The sequence below is a fragment of the Pseudomonas sp. genome (assembly GCF_048269965.1).
GTDB lineage: Bacteria > Pseudomonadota > Gammaproteobacteria > Pseudomonadales > Pseudomonadaceae > Aquipseudomonas.
Genome location: NZ_JBLWTV010000010.1, coordinates 152403 through 168026, shown reverse-complemented (window position 1 = coordinate 168026; position 15624 = coordinate 152403). Strand labels below are relative to the sequence as shown.

Genomic DNA, 15624 nt, shown 5'->3' with positions numbered 1-15624 from the left:
GTTGGATGGCAATGGACTTGCAGAAACCTATGTTGCAGACGTGGGAGGAAGCGCAGGTCAGTCGCTCTGACTGCCATATCGCGTTGGTGCCTTCTCTCGGATTGGGCGACAGCCTGATCTATCTGGTCGTGGCCAACAACCTGGCGCGGGCCGGCTACCGTGTGACGATGCTGAGCAATCACCTCGCACACTTCGCCGACTGGTTGCCGAATTTCGCCGTTCTGCCGTTTCCCAAGCCCGAGGACACACACAGCCTGGCAGGCGACTACGACCTCGTGCTGTCCGACTGTGGCGGCATTGTGGTGGGTCTTGACCAGGACCCGCTGCAATTGGCGAAGCACTACGTGTTCGTCGGCACGCTCCGCGTCGATCCCGCCTATATCCATGACCACAGCGCTCGCGTCGAGCAGCGCTGCGGGCCTGAAAAGGCTGAGCTGATGAGCGCGCTGTCCCGCTGTGCAGGGCCGATGCGGGTGATTGATGACCCCTGCGTCACCATGGTTGACCAGGCAGTTGCTTTCTGTCGGACCCGATTGGCCATCGAGCAGGCGTCCTGTGATCCGGGTTTCAGCATTCCCGATGTCCATGTTGCACGCCGCTATCCCAAGCGGGTAATGCTGCACCCGACATCCTATAACCGGAAGAAGAACTGGCCTGTCCAAAAGTACCTGCGCCTTGCCCGCCGCCTCAAACGGCAGGGATACGATCCGCAGTTCGTGCTTTCACCGAAGGAGCGGGCCGAGTGGGGCGCGCAGTTGGGCGATGCCTTTCCGATTCCTCACTTTGCTAATGCTCGTGAGCTGGCGGTTTATCTCTATGAGTCGGGCTATATAATTGGTAACGATTCGGGCGTTGGGCATCTTGGGGCTGCCCTTGGTGTGCCGGTACTGACGGTGTACCGCAAGCGCCGGGACGGTTTCTGTTGGCGCCCCGGTTGGGGAAAGAATTCAGTGGTACGGCCTCGTATTTCGCTGGGTGCCGTAAAGAATGCTTGGATGTATTTTCTCAGCGTCGGGCGTGTAGAAAGAGCGTTCGGACGGCTGGTTGCCAAGAGTGAGGTAGGGATTTGATGGGCGTCGCAGGCAACAGCTCGGGTATTACGCTTTCAGTAGTGATTCCTGCTTACAACTATGCGGCGGTGCTGCCGCGTGCGATCGAGTCCGTCCTGGCCCAGGCCGAATCCGCTGGTTCGGTTGAATTGCTTGTCGTCGACGACGGCTCGACGGATGACACCGCAGCGACGCTGGAATTACTGCAGACGCGCTATCCGGGGCGTTTCCGTGTGTTGCGGAAAAGCAACGGGGGCGCATCCTCTGCTCGCAATTTGGGAATTCGGGAGGCTGCGGGAGATTATCTGCTGTTCCTGGATGCCGACGATGAGTTGGCACCTGGTGCACTGCAGGCGCTAAAGGAACACTTGTCCGCACACCCGGATACGCGTCTGGTGATCGGCGGGCACATTGCCGTATGGCCCGATGGCAAGCGCCGTGAACACGTGCCGACGGATCTGCCGGCAGAACCCTTGGAGCGTCTTCGTGCTTATCTGCTGGACAAGCGCCTGGCGTTGTCCAACGGCGCCTGTGTCATGCACCGCGAGGTCTTCGAGCGAGGCGGCTACCCCGAGCAGTTTCGCAGTGCCGAAGATATCCCCGTATTCGCACAGGCCGTGGCCAATTACGCCTGCTCGCTGATTGCACGGCCACTGGCATTGATACACAAGCACGATGACAGCCTGCGGCACCAGTTCAGCCATGCCAAGGCGGGTGGGTTGGCGCTGGTGGACGAGGTGTTCTCCCCCCGCCGGCTTGATGAGCGTTTCCAGGCGCTGAAGCCAGCGTTCTATGTGCAGCGTAGCCTGTCGCTTTTCCGCAGTGCTTACCTGGCCGGCGATGTGGCTGCTGCAAAAAGTTATTTCCGCTGCGCCTGTCACTGTGACTGGCGGGTGCTGTTGAAGGGATCGTATATGCGCAAGGCTGTGCGCCTGTGGCTCGGGATCGGTGTATGAGTCGCAAGATCAGGGTTCTGCAGATGCAGAACCGTTACAACGTCAATGCGTCCGATCTGGCCGAGCAGATCATTCAGGGGTTGCCCACGGACAACTTCGACGTCACCACGCTGTTTCTGCGTGGGCGGCCAGGTGAGGGCGAGCCGGAAAGTCGTGCTGCACGCTCCCTGTATCTGGGCTTCAGCCAGTCGGATCTCAAGGGGGTACGGCTGCGCGCGCTGTGGCGCCTTTATCGTCTGATCCGGGCTGAGCGTTTCGATGTGGTGATCGCCCATCGCTTCAAACCGATGAACATGCTGATGCTGCTCAACCGGGTATTGCGTATTCCGCTCTGCATCGGCGTGCAGCATGGAATTGGCGATTTCGATCGCCCCTACCGCCGCTGGGAGGCACGTCGGTTGCTGCAGGCGAACTGGCGTATCGTGGGCGTCTCCCGGGCTGTGCGCGACTATCTGATCGGTTGTGGCGCTGGTTTCGACGCGACCAATACGGCGCAGATCAACAACGCGATCGATATTGATCGTGCCGAAAGATTGCAACATCCCAAAGCATACGCCCGCGAGTTGCTTGGCCTTTCGCAGGAGCCTTTTGTCTTCGGGGCTATCGGTCGGCTGGTGCCGGTCAAGGGGCATGTCCACTTGATCGAGGCGTTTGCCCAGGTGCGTGCCCGTTACCCTCAAGCTCAGTTGGCCATCATTGGCGAAGGGCGCATGCGTCAGGAGCTTGAGGCGCTGGTCGCGCGCCTCGGTCTGGCCGATGCGGTGTTCCTGTTGGGCGCGCGTGAAGATGCCCTGCAGTATGTCAGGGCATTCGACGCTTTCGTCATGCCGTCTCTGAGCGAAGGGCTGCCGTTGGCCCTGCTGGAGGGTATGAGCGGGCACCTGCCTGTCATCGGCTCGGATATTCCGAGTCTGAAGCCCATCCTCGAGGATTGTGGAGGGCGCCTGTTTCCAAGTGGGCAGCCGGATGTGCTGGCCGCGATGATGATGGATCTGCTGGCCATGACGGAGCAAGAGCGGGATGAGGAAGGGGCTCGGTCGTATGCTTATCTGCGTCGAGCTCATGACATCGAGGATTTTCGCCGACACTACCGCAAGCTTGTAGAAGAAGGTGTTGGCAATGAAAGGCGTTTTTCATGAGTGAATCGAACCGGCAGCCGCTTGTCAGTGTTGTCATTTCGTCCTACAACCATGCGCCCTATATCGAACGCTGTATCGAAAGCGTATTGGCGCAAACCTATCCGAACATCGAGTTGCTGGTCGTCGATGACGGTTCCAGCGATGACAGTGTCGTGCGGATCCAGGCATTGCAGGCGCGCCACGCATTCGATTTCGTCGCCCAGGAGAATCAGGGGCTGGCTCGTACCCTGAATGCCTGCATCGCTCGTTCACGGGGGAGTCTGGTCGCGCCTTTTGGTTCCGACGACATTATGTGCCCCGAGCGTATCGCTATTCAGGTCGCCTATATGCAGGACAAGCCTGAGGTCGGCATCTGTGCCGGGGAAATCCAGTGCATCGATGCAGAGGGGAAACCGCAGTCTCGGCGTGAGCGCAAGCTTGGGTTTCGTCGCCTGGATTTTGAAGATCTGTTCAACGACAAAAAGGCCGGCGCTCCCGCCCCGACCCTGCTGTTTCGACGTGAGGCGCTGGAAGCCGTCGGGGGCTTCGATCCGCAGATCCGTCTGGAAGATCTGTTGGTCGAGTTGAAGATTACCCGGGCCGGATACTTCATCGACGTGCTCCCCGATGTGCTGGCGCAGTATCGGGTGCATGAAACCAACACCTACAAGAACCGGCGCATGATGGTGGACGCGGTGCTAAGCACCTATGGGCATTTCGCCGATCACCCGGATTATCCGAAGGTGTGCGCGGCCTTCATCAATTCGATGCTGCTCAAGTGTGCGCGCGATGACAAGCCGCTGGCTCGTGAGCTGTTGGCGCAACTGCCGATGAAGTACCGCAATCTGAAGACGGCTCGCGCGATTTTTCGCCTGATGACGCCCTGAGGTCGGGCGAATCAGGGCAGGGTTGGGTAGGCCTTGTTCAACGCACGTTCGAAGCTCATCGCGTGCCTGCTGCTGCAGTTCTGGGCATAGCCCGCTAGCCAATCCTGTCGATGCTGCTGTGTGAGCCACGCGGTGTCTTCCGGGTAGCGCAGAATGTGCTGAATATTGCGCTTGCGCTTGCCGGCATTGAGCGGGTGGCTGCCAACCTTCATGTCCGACAGGTCGATCAGCCCCAGTGTGCCGTCTGGCAAGCGCAGGACGTTGCCCAGATGCAGGGAGCGGAAGTAGACACCTGACTGGTGCAGATGGGCGAGAAAGGCTCCGAACTGACGAACTTCGATTGAGCGCTGTTCAGCATCGATCCGTCGCCAGTGGTTGCGCAGCGTGTCCCCTGGCAGCGGCCGGTACAGCACGGCATTCAATTGCCTGTCAGGAATGAGCAGCAGCTCCACGACATCCGGGCAGGCGACACCCAGCGCTTTCAGGCGCTGCACGTTGCTGGCGAAGCGCTCGCTCGGCAGGATCCAGAGCGCCGACGACAGCAGGCGCTTGCGCCGGTAGAACTTCAGGAAATTGCCGTCCGACAAGCGTGCGACCTTCAGCCCGAAGCCATCGCTTTCTATCGCGGTGGAGTTCTGCAGGAGCGCATCGAGCTGCAAGGGGCTGATTGTTCTCATCGTTTGTCCAGTTGGCGCTGCTGGATGGAAAGTGCTGCTATCAGTGACAGCGGAATCCAGATCAGGAACCAGCTTTCGTTGGGCCTGGAGAGGTAGGAGCTGCCTTCGGTAAGGCCGGCAGCGATACCGTAGACGAGCAGTGCCGATGCGATCTGAAAACCGGCGTGTCTTCTCTGTTGCAGACAGCGGAACAGGGCGGCTCCGTACATCATCAGCCATAGGATGAGTCCGACGGCGCCGAGTTCCAATAGCACGGCCAGCTCTACGTTATGTGGGTCACTCAGAAGGCGACCTATTTCCGGGATGTCGAAGATGAACTTACTGTCGTAGCCATATCCGAACCACGGCTTCGCGGCCGCCTGGGAAACGGCGTCGGCCCAGAGTTGAGGTCGGAAGGAAAGCCCGCGCTCCAGGAATATCTCCGGCATCGCTGCAAAGGTCGCGATGGCCAGGGCGATCAGCGCACCTATCAGGTAGGCCCCTCGACGAGGTGTCATCACCAGCATCCACAGGCTGGTCAGGGTCAGCGCCAGTAGCGGGGTGCGGGAGCCGGTGGCAAGCAGTGCAAGCAGCAATGGAGTGGCACAGATAATCGGTAGCCAGTCACGGCGCTCGCTCTGCGCGAGCCAGGCAGCCAGCCAGTAGGTGCAGAAGAAACCCAGCACATGGGACGTCAGCAGCGGATTGCTGAGCGCTCCGGTTCCAATCAGCCGTTGTTCGGATGGATAGGCGTTGGCGTAGATGCACAGATTGATCACGGCCGCGCCTACGGCCAATAGCGCCCCGACTCTCAGTGCGCCGAGCAGCAGGCGCTGATCCTTGCAGGCGATCAGGGTGCAGGCGGCAAAGATCATGAATACGTAAAGTGGCCGCTTGGCCAGGCTGCTCAGGCTGGAGTCTGCCTGGGTCCACGAAAGGCTCAGCAGCAGCCAGGCCGCGAATGTCAGGTAGGCCAGCGTGATCGGCTCCTTGAGCAACTGCATGAATATTCTTGGTGAGAGCAGCAGTGCGATCAGGGCGGGGGCGGCGAGCAGCGCGTAGAACAACTTCGTGTACTGGCTACCGTTCGCGGACCAGAATAGGCCGCTCAACAACACCAGGTAGCCCGCCACCAGCCAGTAGCTGGAAATGAAGTCGCTGATACGCAGGGGCATGGGGCGTGTGGGAGGGAGTGATGTCTGCACGTTTGAAACCGGTGGCTGATTTTTGAATGGGCGGCATCTTAATGCATCCTCGGGGGGGAGGCTGCATCTGTGCTAGAATTCGCGCTTTTTCGGCCAAGTCGAAGTGTGAGCGCATGACCGACAAACACACCCCAGCAAGCCCATCCAGCAGCCTGAAAATCTACCTCCGGCTACTCGGATATGTCAGGCCCTATGTAGGCATGTTCCTGATCAGCATCCTGGGTTACGTCATTTTTGCTTCCACCCAACCAATGCTGGCGGGCATCCTCAAGTACTTCGTGGATGGCCTGTCCAACCCCGACGTCGTGCTGTTCCCCACGGTGCCCTACCTGCGCGATCTGCAACTACTGCAGACGGTGCCCCTGCTCATCGTCCTGATCGCCGCCTGGCAGGGGGTCGGTTCCTTCCTGGGTAACTATTTCCTGGCCAGGGTCTCGCTGGGCCTGGTTCACGACTTGCGTATCGCGCTGTTCAACAGCCTCATGGTGTTGCCAAACCGCTATTTCGACAGCCACAACTCCGGTCACCTGATCTCGCGCATCACCTTCAACGTGACGATGGTCACCGGGGCTGCGACGGATGCAATCAAGGTGGTTATCCGCGAAGGGCTGACGGTCATCTTCCTGTTCGCCTACCTGCTGTGGATGAACTGGCAACTGACTCTGGTGATGCTGGCAATCCTGCCGCTGATCGCATTGATGGTGAACAGTGCCAGCAAGAAATTTCGCAAGCAGAGCAAGAAGATTCAGGTGGCGATGGGCGATGTTACCCACGTTGCCTCGGAAACGATCCAGGGCTACCGGGTGGTGCGCAGTTTTGGCGGGGAGACCTACGAGTCCCGGCGCTTTACCGCTGCCAGCCAGGACAATACCGAGAAACAGCTGCGCATGACCAAGACCGGAGCGGTGTACACGCCGATGCTGCAACTGGTGATCTACAGCGCGATGGCCGTGTTGATGTTCCTCGTGTTGCTGCTGCGTGGCGATGCTACGGCAGGTGACTTGGTGGCCTATATCACCGCTGCGGGGCTGCTGCCCAAACCCATTCGCCAGTTGTCCGAGGTCAGCTCGACGATTCAAAAGGGTATTGCCGGTGCCGAGAGCATCTTCGAGCAGTTGGATGAGCTGCCCGAGGTCGATCAGGGAACGGTAGAGCGCGAGCGCGTCAGCGGTCGTTTGGAAGTACGCAACCTGAGCTTCCAGTATCCGGACACGGAAAAGCCTGTGCTCAGCGATATCAGTTTCACCGCCGAGCCTGGGCAGATGGTGGCATTGGTCGGGCGTTCCGGTAGCGGAAAATCGACCCTGGCCAATCTGATTCCCCGTTTCTACCATCACGAAACGGGTCAGATCCTGCTGGATGGGGTAGACGTCGAGCAATACAGGTTGCGTAATCTGCGGCGTCATATTGCCCTGGTCACGCAGCAGGTCACTCTGTTCAACGACAGTGTGGCCAGCAATATCGCCTACGGCGACCTGGCCGATGCGCCGCGTGAAGCGATTGAGCAGGCGGTCGAAGCGGCCTACGCCAAGGAGTTCATCGACAAGCTGCCGCAGGGGCTGGATACCGAGGTTGGCGAGAACGGCGTGCTGCTGTCTGGTGGCCAGCGCCAGCGCTTGGCAATTGCCCGGGCTTTGCTCAAGGACGCACCGATCCTGGTGCTGGACGAAGCGACCTCGGCCCTTGACACTGAGTCCGAGCGGCATATCCAGGCCGCGCTGGATCGGGTCATGGAGGGCCGAACCACCTTGGTGATTGCACATCGTCTGTCGACCATCGAGAAGGCCGACATGATTCTGGTGATGGATCAGGGGCGTATCGTCGAGCGCGGTACTCATGACCAGTTGCTGGCCCAAAACGGTTTCTACGCACGTTTGCATTCCATGGGGCTCGATGAAGGCGCGCCCTTGGATATCGCCTGATAAACTACGAGCCCGCCAAGACTAAGGCCCCCGGAGTTCACATGAAGTTGACCATGCCCCGTTACGATCAAGCCGCCGTTCTGGTGGTGGGCGACGTGATGCTCGATCGCTATTGGCATGGCGGCACCTCACGGATTTCTCCTGAGGCGCCGGTGCCGGTGGTGCGTGTCGAGCAGATCGAGGATCGTCCCGGTGGTGCTGCCAACGTGGCCCTGAATATCGCCGCGCTCGGCGCGCGAGCCTTGCTGGTTGGCGTGACCGGCAATGATGAAGCCGCTGAAAGCCTGAGCGACAGCCTGCGTGGTGCGGGTGTGGATGCACATTTTCAGCGTCATGACAGCCGGCCGACCATCGTCAAGTTGCGGGTGATGAGCCGTCACCAGCAACTGCTGCGCATGGATTTCGAAGAGCCTTTCAACACCGATACCGCGGCCCTGGCGCGTGAGGTCGATAGGTTGCTCGATGGGATCAAGGTGTTGGTGCTGTCGGACTATGGCAAGGGTGCGTTGCAGAATCATCAGGTGTTGATCCAGGCCGCGCGCAAGAAGGGCATTGCGGTGCTGGCCGATCCCAAGGGCAAGGACTTCTCCATCTACCGTGGAGCCAGCCTGATCACGCCCAATCTGCATGAGTTCGAACTCATCGTGGGGGGGTGCGCCGATGAGGCCGAGCTGGTCAGCAAGGGCGCCACGCTGATGCGCGAACTGGAGCTGGGCGCGCTGTTGGTAACTCGTGGCGAGCACGGCATGACCCTGCTGCGCCCGGAGCACGCCCCGTTGCATCTGCCAGCCCGTGCCCGCGAGGTATTCGACGTTACCGGTGCAGGCGATACGGTCATTTCCACCCTGGCAGCGTCCATCGCTGCTGGTGAGGAGTTGCCGCTGGCGGTGGCTCTGGCCAACCTGGCTGCCGGCATCGTCGTCGGCAAGCTGGGCACTGCAGCGATCAGCGCGCCCGAGCTGCGCCGCGCCGTGCAGCGCGAAGAAGGCTCCGAGCGTGGCGTACTGAGCCTGGATCAGTTGCTGATCGCCATCGAGGACGCTCGCGCCCATGGCGAGAAGATCGTGTTCACCAATGGCTGCTTCGACATTCTTCACGCCGGCCATGTGACCTATCTGGAACAGGCCCGTGCGCAGGGTGACCGCCTGATCGTGGCGATCAACGATGATGCCTCTGTCAGCCGTCTGAAAGGTCCTGGACGTCCGATCAACGCCGTCGATCGGCGCATGGCCGTGCTCGCCGGTCTCGGTGCGGTGGATTGGGTGGTGAGCTTCGCTGAAGACACGCCCGAGCGCCTGCTCGCACAGGTACTGCCGGATGTGCTGGTCAAGGGCGGCGACTACGGCATCGATCAGGTGGTAGGTGCCGATATCGTCCAGGCCCATGGCGGCGTAGTACGTGTGCTGGGGCTGGTGGAAAACAGCTCGACCACCGCTATCGTCGAGAAGATTCGCAGCAAGTGACCGCTGGCTGAGCAAGGCGCAGACCTTGCTCAGCTTGTCCGTGGCTTGACCCGATTGCCGCCGCGCCGCGTCTTGAGGGTCATAGGCGTGTGCCAGTCGGCAGCGCATCATCGATGGCATCCCTCACGTGGAGCGAGATGCCATGATCGTCGATACACAGGGCCAGGCCCTGAACGTACTGAGCAAGCTGGCCCAGGCTGACTGGCCAGACCGCCTCAAGGTACGCAAATCCTTCGAGAAGCTCGTCTACAGCGGTAGCCGCGCCAGTTTTCGCCTGGCCGCCGGCGGCACCCGCAACAGGCCGCGCCCTGCAGCCGATGACCTGTTTGACCTGTCGCTGACCGAAGAACAGCAGATGCTGGTGGACATGCTCCAGGGCTTCGCACTGGAGGTTCTGCGCCCGGCCGCGCACGAGGCCGATGCCCAGGCTCACGTGCCGGCAGCACTGCTCAATCAGGCGCATGAACTGGGCCTGGCGCACTATGGTGTTGCCGAGGCACTAGGTGGTCTTGCTGGGGAGCGCACCGTGCTGAGCAACGCGCTGATCGCCGATAGCCTGGCGCAGGGCGACTTTTCTCTGGCCGCCGCCTTGCTGGTGCCGCTGTCTGCAGCCAATTGCATTCGTCGCTGGGGAAGCTCGGCGCAGCAGGCTGCCTGGTTGCCGGCATTCGTCAGCGAGCAAGGTGCGCCAGCCTTCGCCTTGGCGGTCACTGAGCCCGGCGTATTGACCGATGCTGGTCAGCCTGCGACGCGGGCGCGCAAGCGCGGCACGCACTATCTGCTCGATGGAGAGAAGGCGCTGGTCATCGCCGGTCTGGCTGCCAGTCGATTGATCGTAAGTGCCCAGGCAACTGATGGCCCGGCGCTATTTATCGTCGATGCGGCGAGCAAAGGCGTCAGCCGCCGTGCCGAACCGGGAATGGGGCTCAAGGCGTGTGGGTTGGCGCGTATTCAACTGAAAGGCGTCAAGGTGTCGAGCGAGTGCCGCCTGGCAGGCGATGGCTTCGACTTTCTGACCTTCCTCGATTACTCGGCCTTGGCATTCTGCGCCCTTGCAGTCGGTACGGCGCAGGCGGCACTGGATTACGTGACGAGGTACTGCAACGAGCGCCACGCGTTCGGCGAGCCGATCAGTCATCGCCAGGGCGTGGCCTTCATGGTGGCCGACATCGCCATCGAACTGGACGCCATGCGCGTGCTGCTCTGGCGGGCCTGCGCCCGTGCCGAGGCCGGTTTGCCGCTGCGCCGTGAGGCCTATCTGGCACGTCTGCTCTGTGTGGATAAGGCGATGAAGATCGGTTCCGATGCGGTGCAACTGCTCGGGGGCATGGTTTTACTCAGGAACACCCGGTCGAGCGCTGGTATCGCGACCTGCGCAGCTTGGCAGTGCTCGCTGGCGGCCTTCATCTCTGAACAGGCAGACAAGCATGAACCTGGAAACCCCCCGTAAATTCCACGGCCTGCAACAGCAGGCGCAGCAGGTGGCCAAGCACTACTTCCGGCCGATCTCGCGCAAGTATGACAAGGTCGAGCACGCCTATCCCAAGGAGCTGGATCTGCTCGCCGCGTTGCTCGATGGCATGAACGAAGGCTCGCCCGACGCAGTCGGTGCCGGCTCGGCCAGCAAGCGCGGGGCTGCACGCGAACAGCAGGCAGGCAACGAGAACGCTGGCAACATGGCAGCGCTGCTCGGCGTGATGGAGCTGTGCTGGGGCGATGTCGGCCTGCTGCTGGCCATGCCACGCCAGGGCCTGGGCAACGCAGCCATCGCGGCGGTGGCCAATGACGAACAACTGGCGCGTTTCGCCGGGGCCTGGGCGGCCATGGCCATTACCGAGCCCGGTTGCGGCTCTGACTCGGCCGCGATCCGCACCACGGCGGTGCGCGACGGTGATCACTACATTCTCAATGGCGAGAAGATCTTCGTCACCTCCGGTGAGCGTGCCGATGCCGTGGTGATCTGGGCCACGCTGGACAAAAGCCTGGGGCGTGCAGCGATCAAATCCTTCGTGGTGGAGAAGGGCACAGCGGGAATGACGGTTACGCGGCTGGAGAAGAAGCTGGGGATCAAGGCATCCGATACGGCTTCGATCAGCCTCAGCGATTGTCGGGTACCAGCGGCCAACCTGCTGGGAAACGCCGAGATCGACGTGCAGAAGGGCTTTGCCGGGGTCATGGAGACCTTCGACAACACCCGGCCGCTGGTGGCGGGCATGGCGGTCGGTGTCGCGCGTGCTGCGCTGGAGCGCACGCGTGAGTTGCTGATCAGGGCGGGCTGCCGCCTTGATTACGCCAAGCCGCTGCTGACCGTCACTCATGCCGAGGCGACACTGTATCGCCTGGAGGCGGAATGGGAGGCGGCGCGTCTGTTGACGCTGAAGGCCGCCTGGATGGCTGACAACAAGTTGCCCAACTCGAAAGAGGCCTCGATCGCCAAGGCCAAGGCCGGCCGTGTGGCCAGCGAGGTGACGCTCAAGTGCGTGGAGCTGGCCGGTGCGCTGGGCTACGGTGAGGATGAGTTGCTGGAAAAGTGGGCGCGCGACTCGAAGATTCTCGATATCTTCGAAGGCACCCAGCAGATTCAGTTGCTGATCGTCGCCCGGCGTCTGCTGGGCAAGAGTTCCAGCGAGCTCAAGTAAGCCCGCACGCCACGGCCGAGCGCTGGTGCGCACGGCGCACCCTACAAGCAAAAGCCCGCGTTCGCGGGCTTTTGCTTAGAAACGGAAGACTTCCGTATCGATCTTGATCGGTTCTGCCACCGGGATCTTTGGTTCGGCCGCGGAGGGTTCCTGCGGTTGGGCTTTGGCCACCGGAGGCTTCTTGCGCGACGGCTCTGGGGTAGGCTCGGCTGCAGCGATGGGCTGAATGGCCACTGCCAGTTCAGCCGCCAGGCGTTGCAGCAGAATACTCTGCGCCTTGACCTGCTCGGCCATGGGCCCGCCGTGCGCCTCTTCCAGGCGAATCAGGCGACTGTCGCGCAATTGTCCACGGCGGTCGAGCAGGCGCCACTGGGCTTCCAGCACGGCAGGTTGAGTCGGCCCCGAGTCCAGGCGGGTGATGGTCAGCATGACTTGGGCGTCGGCACTGAAGCCTGGTGCCGCAGGGGCTAGAACCAGGCGTTGGCTGTCCAGGCGCCAGGCCAGCTGGCGCAACATCTGCTGGTCGATATCGTTGGCCAGGCCGCTGGCCCAGCGGGCGTCATGCGCGGCCACCAGGCTGCCATCAGCCTGACGTTGCAGCAGATTTTGCTGGCGCAGGTAATCGGCCACGCTGATCGGACCGACCAGTACGGTCACACCGTTGTCCTGGGTCGGCGTTACGGCGCTGCCGCTATCGAGTTGGTAAAGAGGCACCGGCTTCTGCTGCAGCAGACTGCAACCACTCAATACGAGCAGCGCGGTCATAAGCAGGGCCACAGGGCGTACTACAGTCATCATTAATTCCAGGCAGCCGCTTCTGGGGCAGTTGCACATCGATCCCATATCATGCAGAGGGTCATTTGCGCATGACCCGGGGCGCGTATCATCCGTCAAACCGCGCTACGACTCCAGCCTTGACTGCTGGCTGGTAGCGCGGATATCCCGGAAGAACGAGGCGTGTTGCCGACGCTATTCGACCAGAAGCTGGTCGACACGCTGGAAGCCTCGCGGCAGCTTGTTGCCGCGGCGGCCGCGCTCGCCCTTGTAGTGCTCGAGGTCGTCGGCTTTGAGTGTCAGGGTACGCTTGCCGGCCTGCAAAACCAAACTGGCACCGCTGGGCAGCACGGCCAGATCGGTCAGATATTCCTCACGCGAGGCGACGCGCTCGCCGGGAATGCCGATGATCTTGTTGCCCTTGCCTTTGCCCAGTTGCGGCAGATCCGTGACCTTGAACAGCAGCAGACGACCTTCGGTCGTCACCGCAGCCAACCAGCCGTCTTCCAGATTGCTGACGGGCTTCGGTGCGACCACCTTGGCGCCGTTGGGCAGGGTCAGCAGCGCCTTGCCCGCCTTGTTCTTGGCCTGCAGATCCTCGCCCTTGACCACGAAACCGTAGCCCGCGTCGGAGGCGATCACGTACAGCGCATTGTCCTCCGGCAGCATCACGCATTCGAAGGTCGCACCCGGAGGCGGTGTCAGGCGACCGGTCAGTGGTTCACCCTGGCCGCGTGCCGACGGCAGGCTGTGGGCCGCGAGCGAATAACTCCTGCCTGTCGAGTCGATAAAGACTGCGTACTGGTTCGAGCGGCCCGGCGCTGCTGCCTTGAAGCCGTCGCCGGCCTTGTAGGAGAGGCCGGTGGCGTCGATGTCGTGACCCTTGGCGCAGCGCACCCAGCCTTTTTCCGAGAGCACCACGGTGACCGGCTCGGTCGGCATCAGCTCGGTTTCCGACAGGGCCTTGGCTTCGGCGCGGGCGACGATGGGCGAGCGGCGATCGTCGCCGTACTTCTCGGCGTCCTCGATGATTTCCTTGCGTACCAGCTTCTTCAGCTTGGCTTCGCTGCCCAGAAGAGCCAGCAGTTTTTCGCGCTCCTTGGCCAGCTCGTCCTGCTCGCCGCGGATCTTCATCTCTTCCAGGCGCGCCAGTTGACGCAGGCGGGTGTCGAGGATGTAGTCGGCCTGCACGTCGGTCAGGCCAAAACGCTCCATCAGCACCGGCTTGGGCTGGTCCTCGGTGCGGATGATGCGAATGACTTCGTCGAGGTTGAGGAAGGCGATCAGCAAGCCCTCCAACAGGTGCAGGCGACGCTCCACCTTGTCCAGGCGGAACTGCAGGCGACGACGTACGGTGCCGACGCGGTACACCAGCCACTCGCTGAGCAGGGTGCGCAGGTCCTTGACCTGTGGCTTGCCGTCGAGGCCGATGACGTTGGTATTGACCCGGTAGCTGGACTCCAGATCGGTGGTGGCGAACAGGTGGGTCATCAGCTCGTCGGCATCGACGCGGTTGGAGCGCGGGATGATGACGATGCGGGTCGGGTTCTCATGGTCCGATTCGTCACGCAGGTCGGCGACCATCGGCAGCTTCTTGGCCTGCATCTGCGCGGCGATCTGTTCCAGCACCTTGGCCCCGGAGACCTGATGCGGCAGGGCGGTGACGACGATGTCGCCGTCTTCGAGGCGATAGACGGCGCGCATGCGCACCGAGCCGCGGCCGGTCTCGTAGATCTTTTGCAGATCGGCCCTGGGCGTGATGACTTCGGCTTCGGTGGGGAAGTCCGGGCCCTGGATATGCTCGCAAAGCTGCTCGACCGTGGCGCTGGGCTCATCGAGCAGGCGCACGCAGGCCGCCGCGACTTCGCGCAGGTTGTGCGGCGGCACGTCGGTGGCCATGCCCACGGCGATGCCGGTGGTGCCGTTGAGCAGCAGGTTGGGCAAGCGCGCCGGCAGGGTCGCCGGTTCGTTCATGGTGCCGTCGAAGTTGGGCACCCAGTCGACAGTGCCTTGGCCGAGTTCGGAGAGCAGCACTTCCGAATAGCGCGACAGGCGCGCCTCGGTGTAACGCATGGCGGCGAAGGACTTGGGATCGTCCGGGGCACCCCAGTTGCCCTGGCCGTCGACCAGGGTGTAGCGGTAGCTGAACGGTTGCGCCATCAGCACCATGGCTTCGTAGCAGGCGCTGTCGCCGTGCGGGTGGAATTTACCGAGCACGTCACCGACAGTGCGCGCGGACTTCTTGTGCTTGGAGTCGGCATCCAGGCCCAGTTCGCTCATGGCGTAGATGATGCGCCGTTGCACGGGTTTCAGGCCGTCGCCGATATGCGGCAGGGCACGGTCCATGATCACGTACATGGAGTAGTTGAGATAAGCCTGCTCGGTGAAGTCGGCGAGTGAACGGCGTTCAACGCCTTCCAGGCTCAAATCGAGGGATTCGCTCATGCGGGCCTCATTGCAAGGTTGATTGGCGCAGCACCAGGGTGCCGCCCTTCTGACTGAATTCGAGTTGTTTCAGGGCACTCATGCCCAGCAGCACGTCGTCGCCGTCCATGCCGGGGGCGATCAGTGCGGCGACGTCACGCAGTTCGATATCGCCCAGGCGCAGGCTGTCCAGGCGTGTGCGATGCCCGGTGGCGCGGCCGTTGGCCGTGCTGATGATGATCGGGGCGCCGCGTTGCAGGCCGAGACGTTCGGCCACCGCGCTGGGTATCGCCACCTGGGTGGCGCCGGTGTCGAGCAGAAAGGTCACGTCATGCCCATCGATCTGGCCATCGACCAGGTAATGACCCTGACGACTACTGGCCAGGCTCACCTCGACGAAACCATCGCCATGCACCGACTGCGGCGCCTGGTTCGGGTTGCGCTGGCGATCTTCCCAGTTACCGAAGAAGTGCGTGGCCAGCAGCAGGCCGGCGCCCCAGGCGAGTATCAGCATCACTCGTCCGGCGCGGC

General features: G+C 62.0%; 12 protein-coding genes and 1 pseudogene. 8 read left to right on the top strand and 5 right to left on the bottom strand.

Annotated elements, in window-relative coordinates; translation table 11 throughout:
* Positions 1-11 precede the first annotated feature (11 nt).
* The 4 genes from ACN0X6_RS13930 to ACN0X6_RS13915 are packed head-to-tail and all read left to right on the top strand — an operon-like array spanning position 12 to position 4010.
* Complete coding sequence (locus ACN0X6_RS13930) at positions 12-1070, top strand: glycosyltransferase family 9 protein (RefSeq protein WP_417704746.1); 1059 nt, start codon at positions 12-14, stop codon at positions 1068-1070.
* Positions 1070-2005 carry a glycosyltransferase family 2 protein gene (locus ACN0X6_RS13925; protein ID WP_417704744.1) on the top strand — a complete coding sequence of 312 codons (936 nt, stop codon included), beginning with the start codon at positions 1070-1072 and terminating at the stop codon, positions 2003-2005. Before ACN0X6_RS13930 ends, ACN0X6_RS13925 begins: the two co-directional genes overlap by 1 nt.
* On the top strand, positions 2002-3144 hold the full coding sequence (locus ACN0X6_RS13920) for a glycosyltransferase (protein WP_417704742.1): 1143 nt from the start codon (positions 2002-2004) through the stop codon (positions 3142-3144). Before ACN0X6_RS13925 ends, ACN0X6_RS13920 begins: the two co-directional genes overlap by 4 nt.
* The gene (locus ACN0X6_RS13915) at positions 3141-4010 is read left to right on the top strand and encodes a glycosyltransferase family 2 protein (protein ID WP_417704740.1); all 870 of its coding nucleotides are present in this window, start codon (positions 3141-3143) and stop codon (positions 4008-4010) included. Before ACN0X6_RS13920 ends, ACN0X6_RS13915 begins: the two co-directional genes overlap by 4 nt.
* An 11-nt stretch (positions 4011-4021) precedes the next feature.
* Here ACN0X6_RS13915 and ACN0X6_RS13910 read toward each other — a convergent pair whose 3' ends face one another.
* Positions 4022-4669 (bottom strand): polymerase, encoded by a 648-nt coding sequence (locus ACN0X6_RS13910; RefSeq protein WP_417704738.1) that lies wholly within the window; start codon positions 4667-4669, stop codon positions 4022-4024.
* A gap of 14 nt (positions 4670-4683) precedes the next feature.
* Positions 4684-5799 carry an O-antigen ligase family protein gene (locus tag ACN0X6_RS13905; RefSeq protein WP_417704736.1) on the bottom strand — a complete coding sequence of 372 codons (1116 nt, stop codon included), beginning with the start codon at positions 5797-5799 and terminating at the stop codon, positions 4684-4686.
* Between the two features lie 185 nt (positions 5800-5984).
* Here ACN0X6_RS13905 and msbA point away from each other — a divergent pair, with 185 nt between their 5' ends.
* From msbA to ACN0X6_RS13885, 4 genes and pseudogenes are all read left to right on the top strand, one after another.
* Positions 5985-7793 (top strand): lipid A export permease/ATP-binding protein MsbA, encoded by a 1809-nt coding sequence (gene msbA, locus ACN0X6_RS13900; RefSeq protein WP_417704734.1) that lies wholly within the window; start codon positions 5985-5987, stop codon positions 7791-7793.
* A 41-nt stretch (positions 7794-7834) separates the two neighbouring features.
* Positions 7835-9256, top strand: a complete 1422-nt coding sequence (gene hldE / locus ACN0X6_RS13895; RefSeq protein WP_417704733.1) for a bifunctional D-glycero-beta-D-manno-heptose-7-phosphate kinase/D-glycero-beta-D-manno-heptose 1-phosphate adenylyltransferase HldE — start codon at positions 7835-7837, stop codon at positions 9254-9256.
* 142 nt (positions 9257-9398) lie between these two features.
* Positions 9399-10669: pseudogene (locus ACN0X6_RS13890) on the top strand (acyl-CoA dehydrogenase family protein).
* Positions 10670-10683: 14 nt separating this feature from the next.
* Entirely contained in the window at positions 10684-11895 is a 1212-nt protein-coding gene (locus tag ACN0X6_RS13885; protein WP_417704731.1) for an acyl-CoA dehydrogenase family protein, read from the top strand.
* Between the two features lie 75 nt (positions 11896-11970).
* Here the strand turns inward: ACN0X6_RS13885 and ACN0X6_RS13880 are convergent, their stop codons facing one another.
* From ACN0X6_RS13880 to ACN0X6_RS13870, 3 genes are all read right to left on the bottom strand, one after another.
* The gene (locus ACN0X6_RS13880) at positions 11971-12693 is read right to left on the bottom strand and encodes a PqiC family protein (protein ID WP_417704729.1); all 723 of its coding nucleotides are present in this window, start codon (positions 12691-12693) and stop codon (positions 11971-11973) included.
* Positions 12694-12864: 171 nt separating this feature from the next.
* Entirely contained in the window at positions 12865-15114 is a 2250-nt protein-coding gene (parC, locus tag ACN0X6_RS13875) for a DNA topoisomerase IV subunit A (RefSeq protein ID WP_417704727.1), read from the bottom strand.
* A gap of 7 nt (positions 15115-15121) precedes the next feature.
* A complete protein-coding gene (locus ACN0X6_RS13870; RefSeq protein ID WP_417704770.1) occupies positions 15122-15607 on the bottom strand; it encodes a retropepsin-like aspartic protease family protein in 486 nt (161 codons plus the stop codon).
* Positions 15608-15624 lie beyond the last annotated feature (17 nt).

Coding starts and splice junctions, on each gene's coding strand:
- msbA (WP_417704734.1), top strand. CDS start 5,985: ATGACCGACAAACACACCCCAGCAAGCCCATCCAGCAGCCTGAAAATC.
- ACN0X6_RS13915 (WP_417704740.1), top strand. CDS start 3,141: ATGAGTGAATCGAACCGGCAGCCGCTTGTCAGTGTTGTCATTTCGTCC.
- ACN0X6_RS13885 (WP_417704731.1), top strand. CDS start 10,684: ATGAACCTGGAAACCCCCCGTAAATTCCACGGCCTGCAACAGCAGGCG.
- parC (WP_417704727.1), bottom strand. CDS start 15,114: ATGAGCGAATCCCTCGATTTGAGCCTGGAAGGCGTTGAACGCCGTTCA.
- ACN0X6_RS13870 (WP_417704770.1), bottom strand. CDS start 15,607: ATGCTGATACTCGCCTGGGGCGCCGGCCTGCTGCTGGCCACGCACTTC.
- ACN0X6_RS13920 (WP_417704742.1), top strand. CDS start 2,002: ATGAGTCGCAAGATCAGGGTTCTGCAGATGCAGAACCGTTACAACGTC.
- ACN0X6_RS13925 (WP_417704744.1), top strand. CDS start 1,070: ATGGGCGTCGCAGGCAACAGCTCGGGTATTACGCTTTCAGTAGTGATT.
- ACN0X6_RS13880 (WP_417704729.1), bottom strand. CDS start 12,693: ATGATGACTGTAGTACGCCCTGTGGCCCTGCTTATGACCGCGCTGCTC.
- ACN0X6_RS13930 (WP_417704746.1), top strand. CDS start 12: ATGGACTTGCAGAAACCTATGTTGCAGACGTGGGAGGAAGCGCAGGTC.
- hldE (WP_417704733.1), top strand. CDS start 7,835: ATGAAGTTGACCATGCCCCGTTACGATCAAGCCGCCGTTCTGGTGGTG.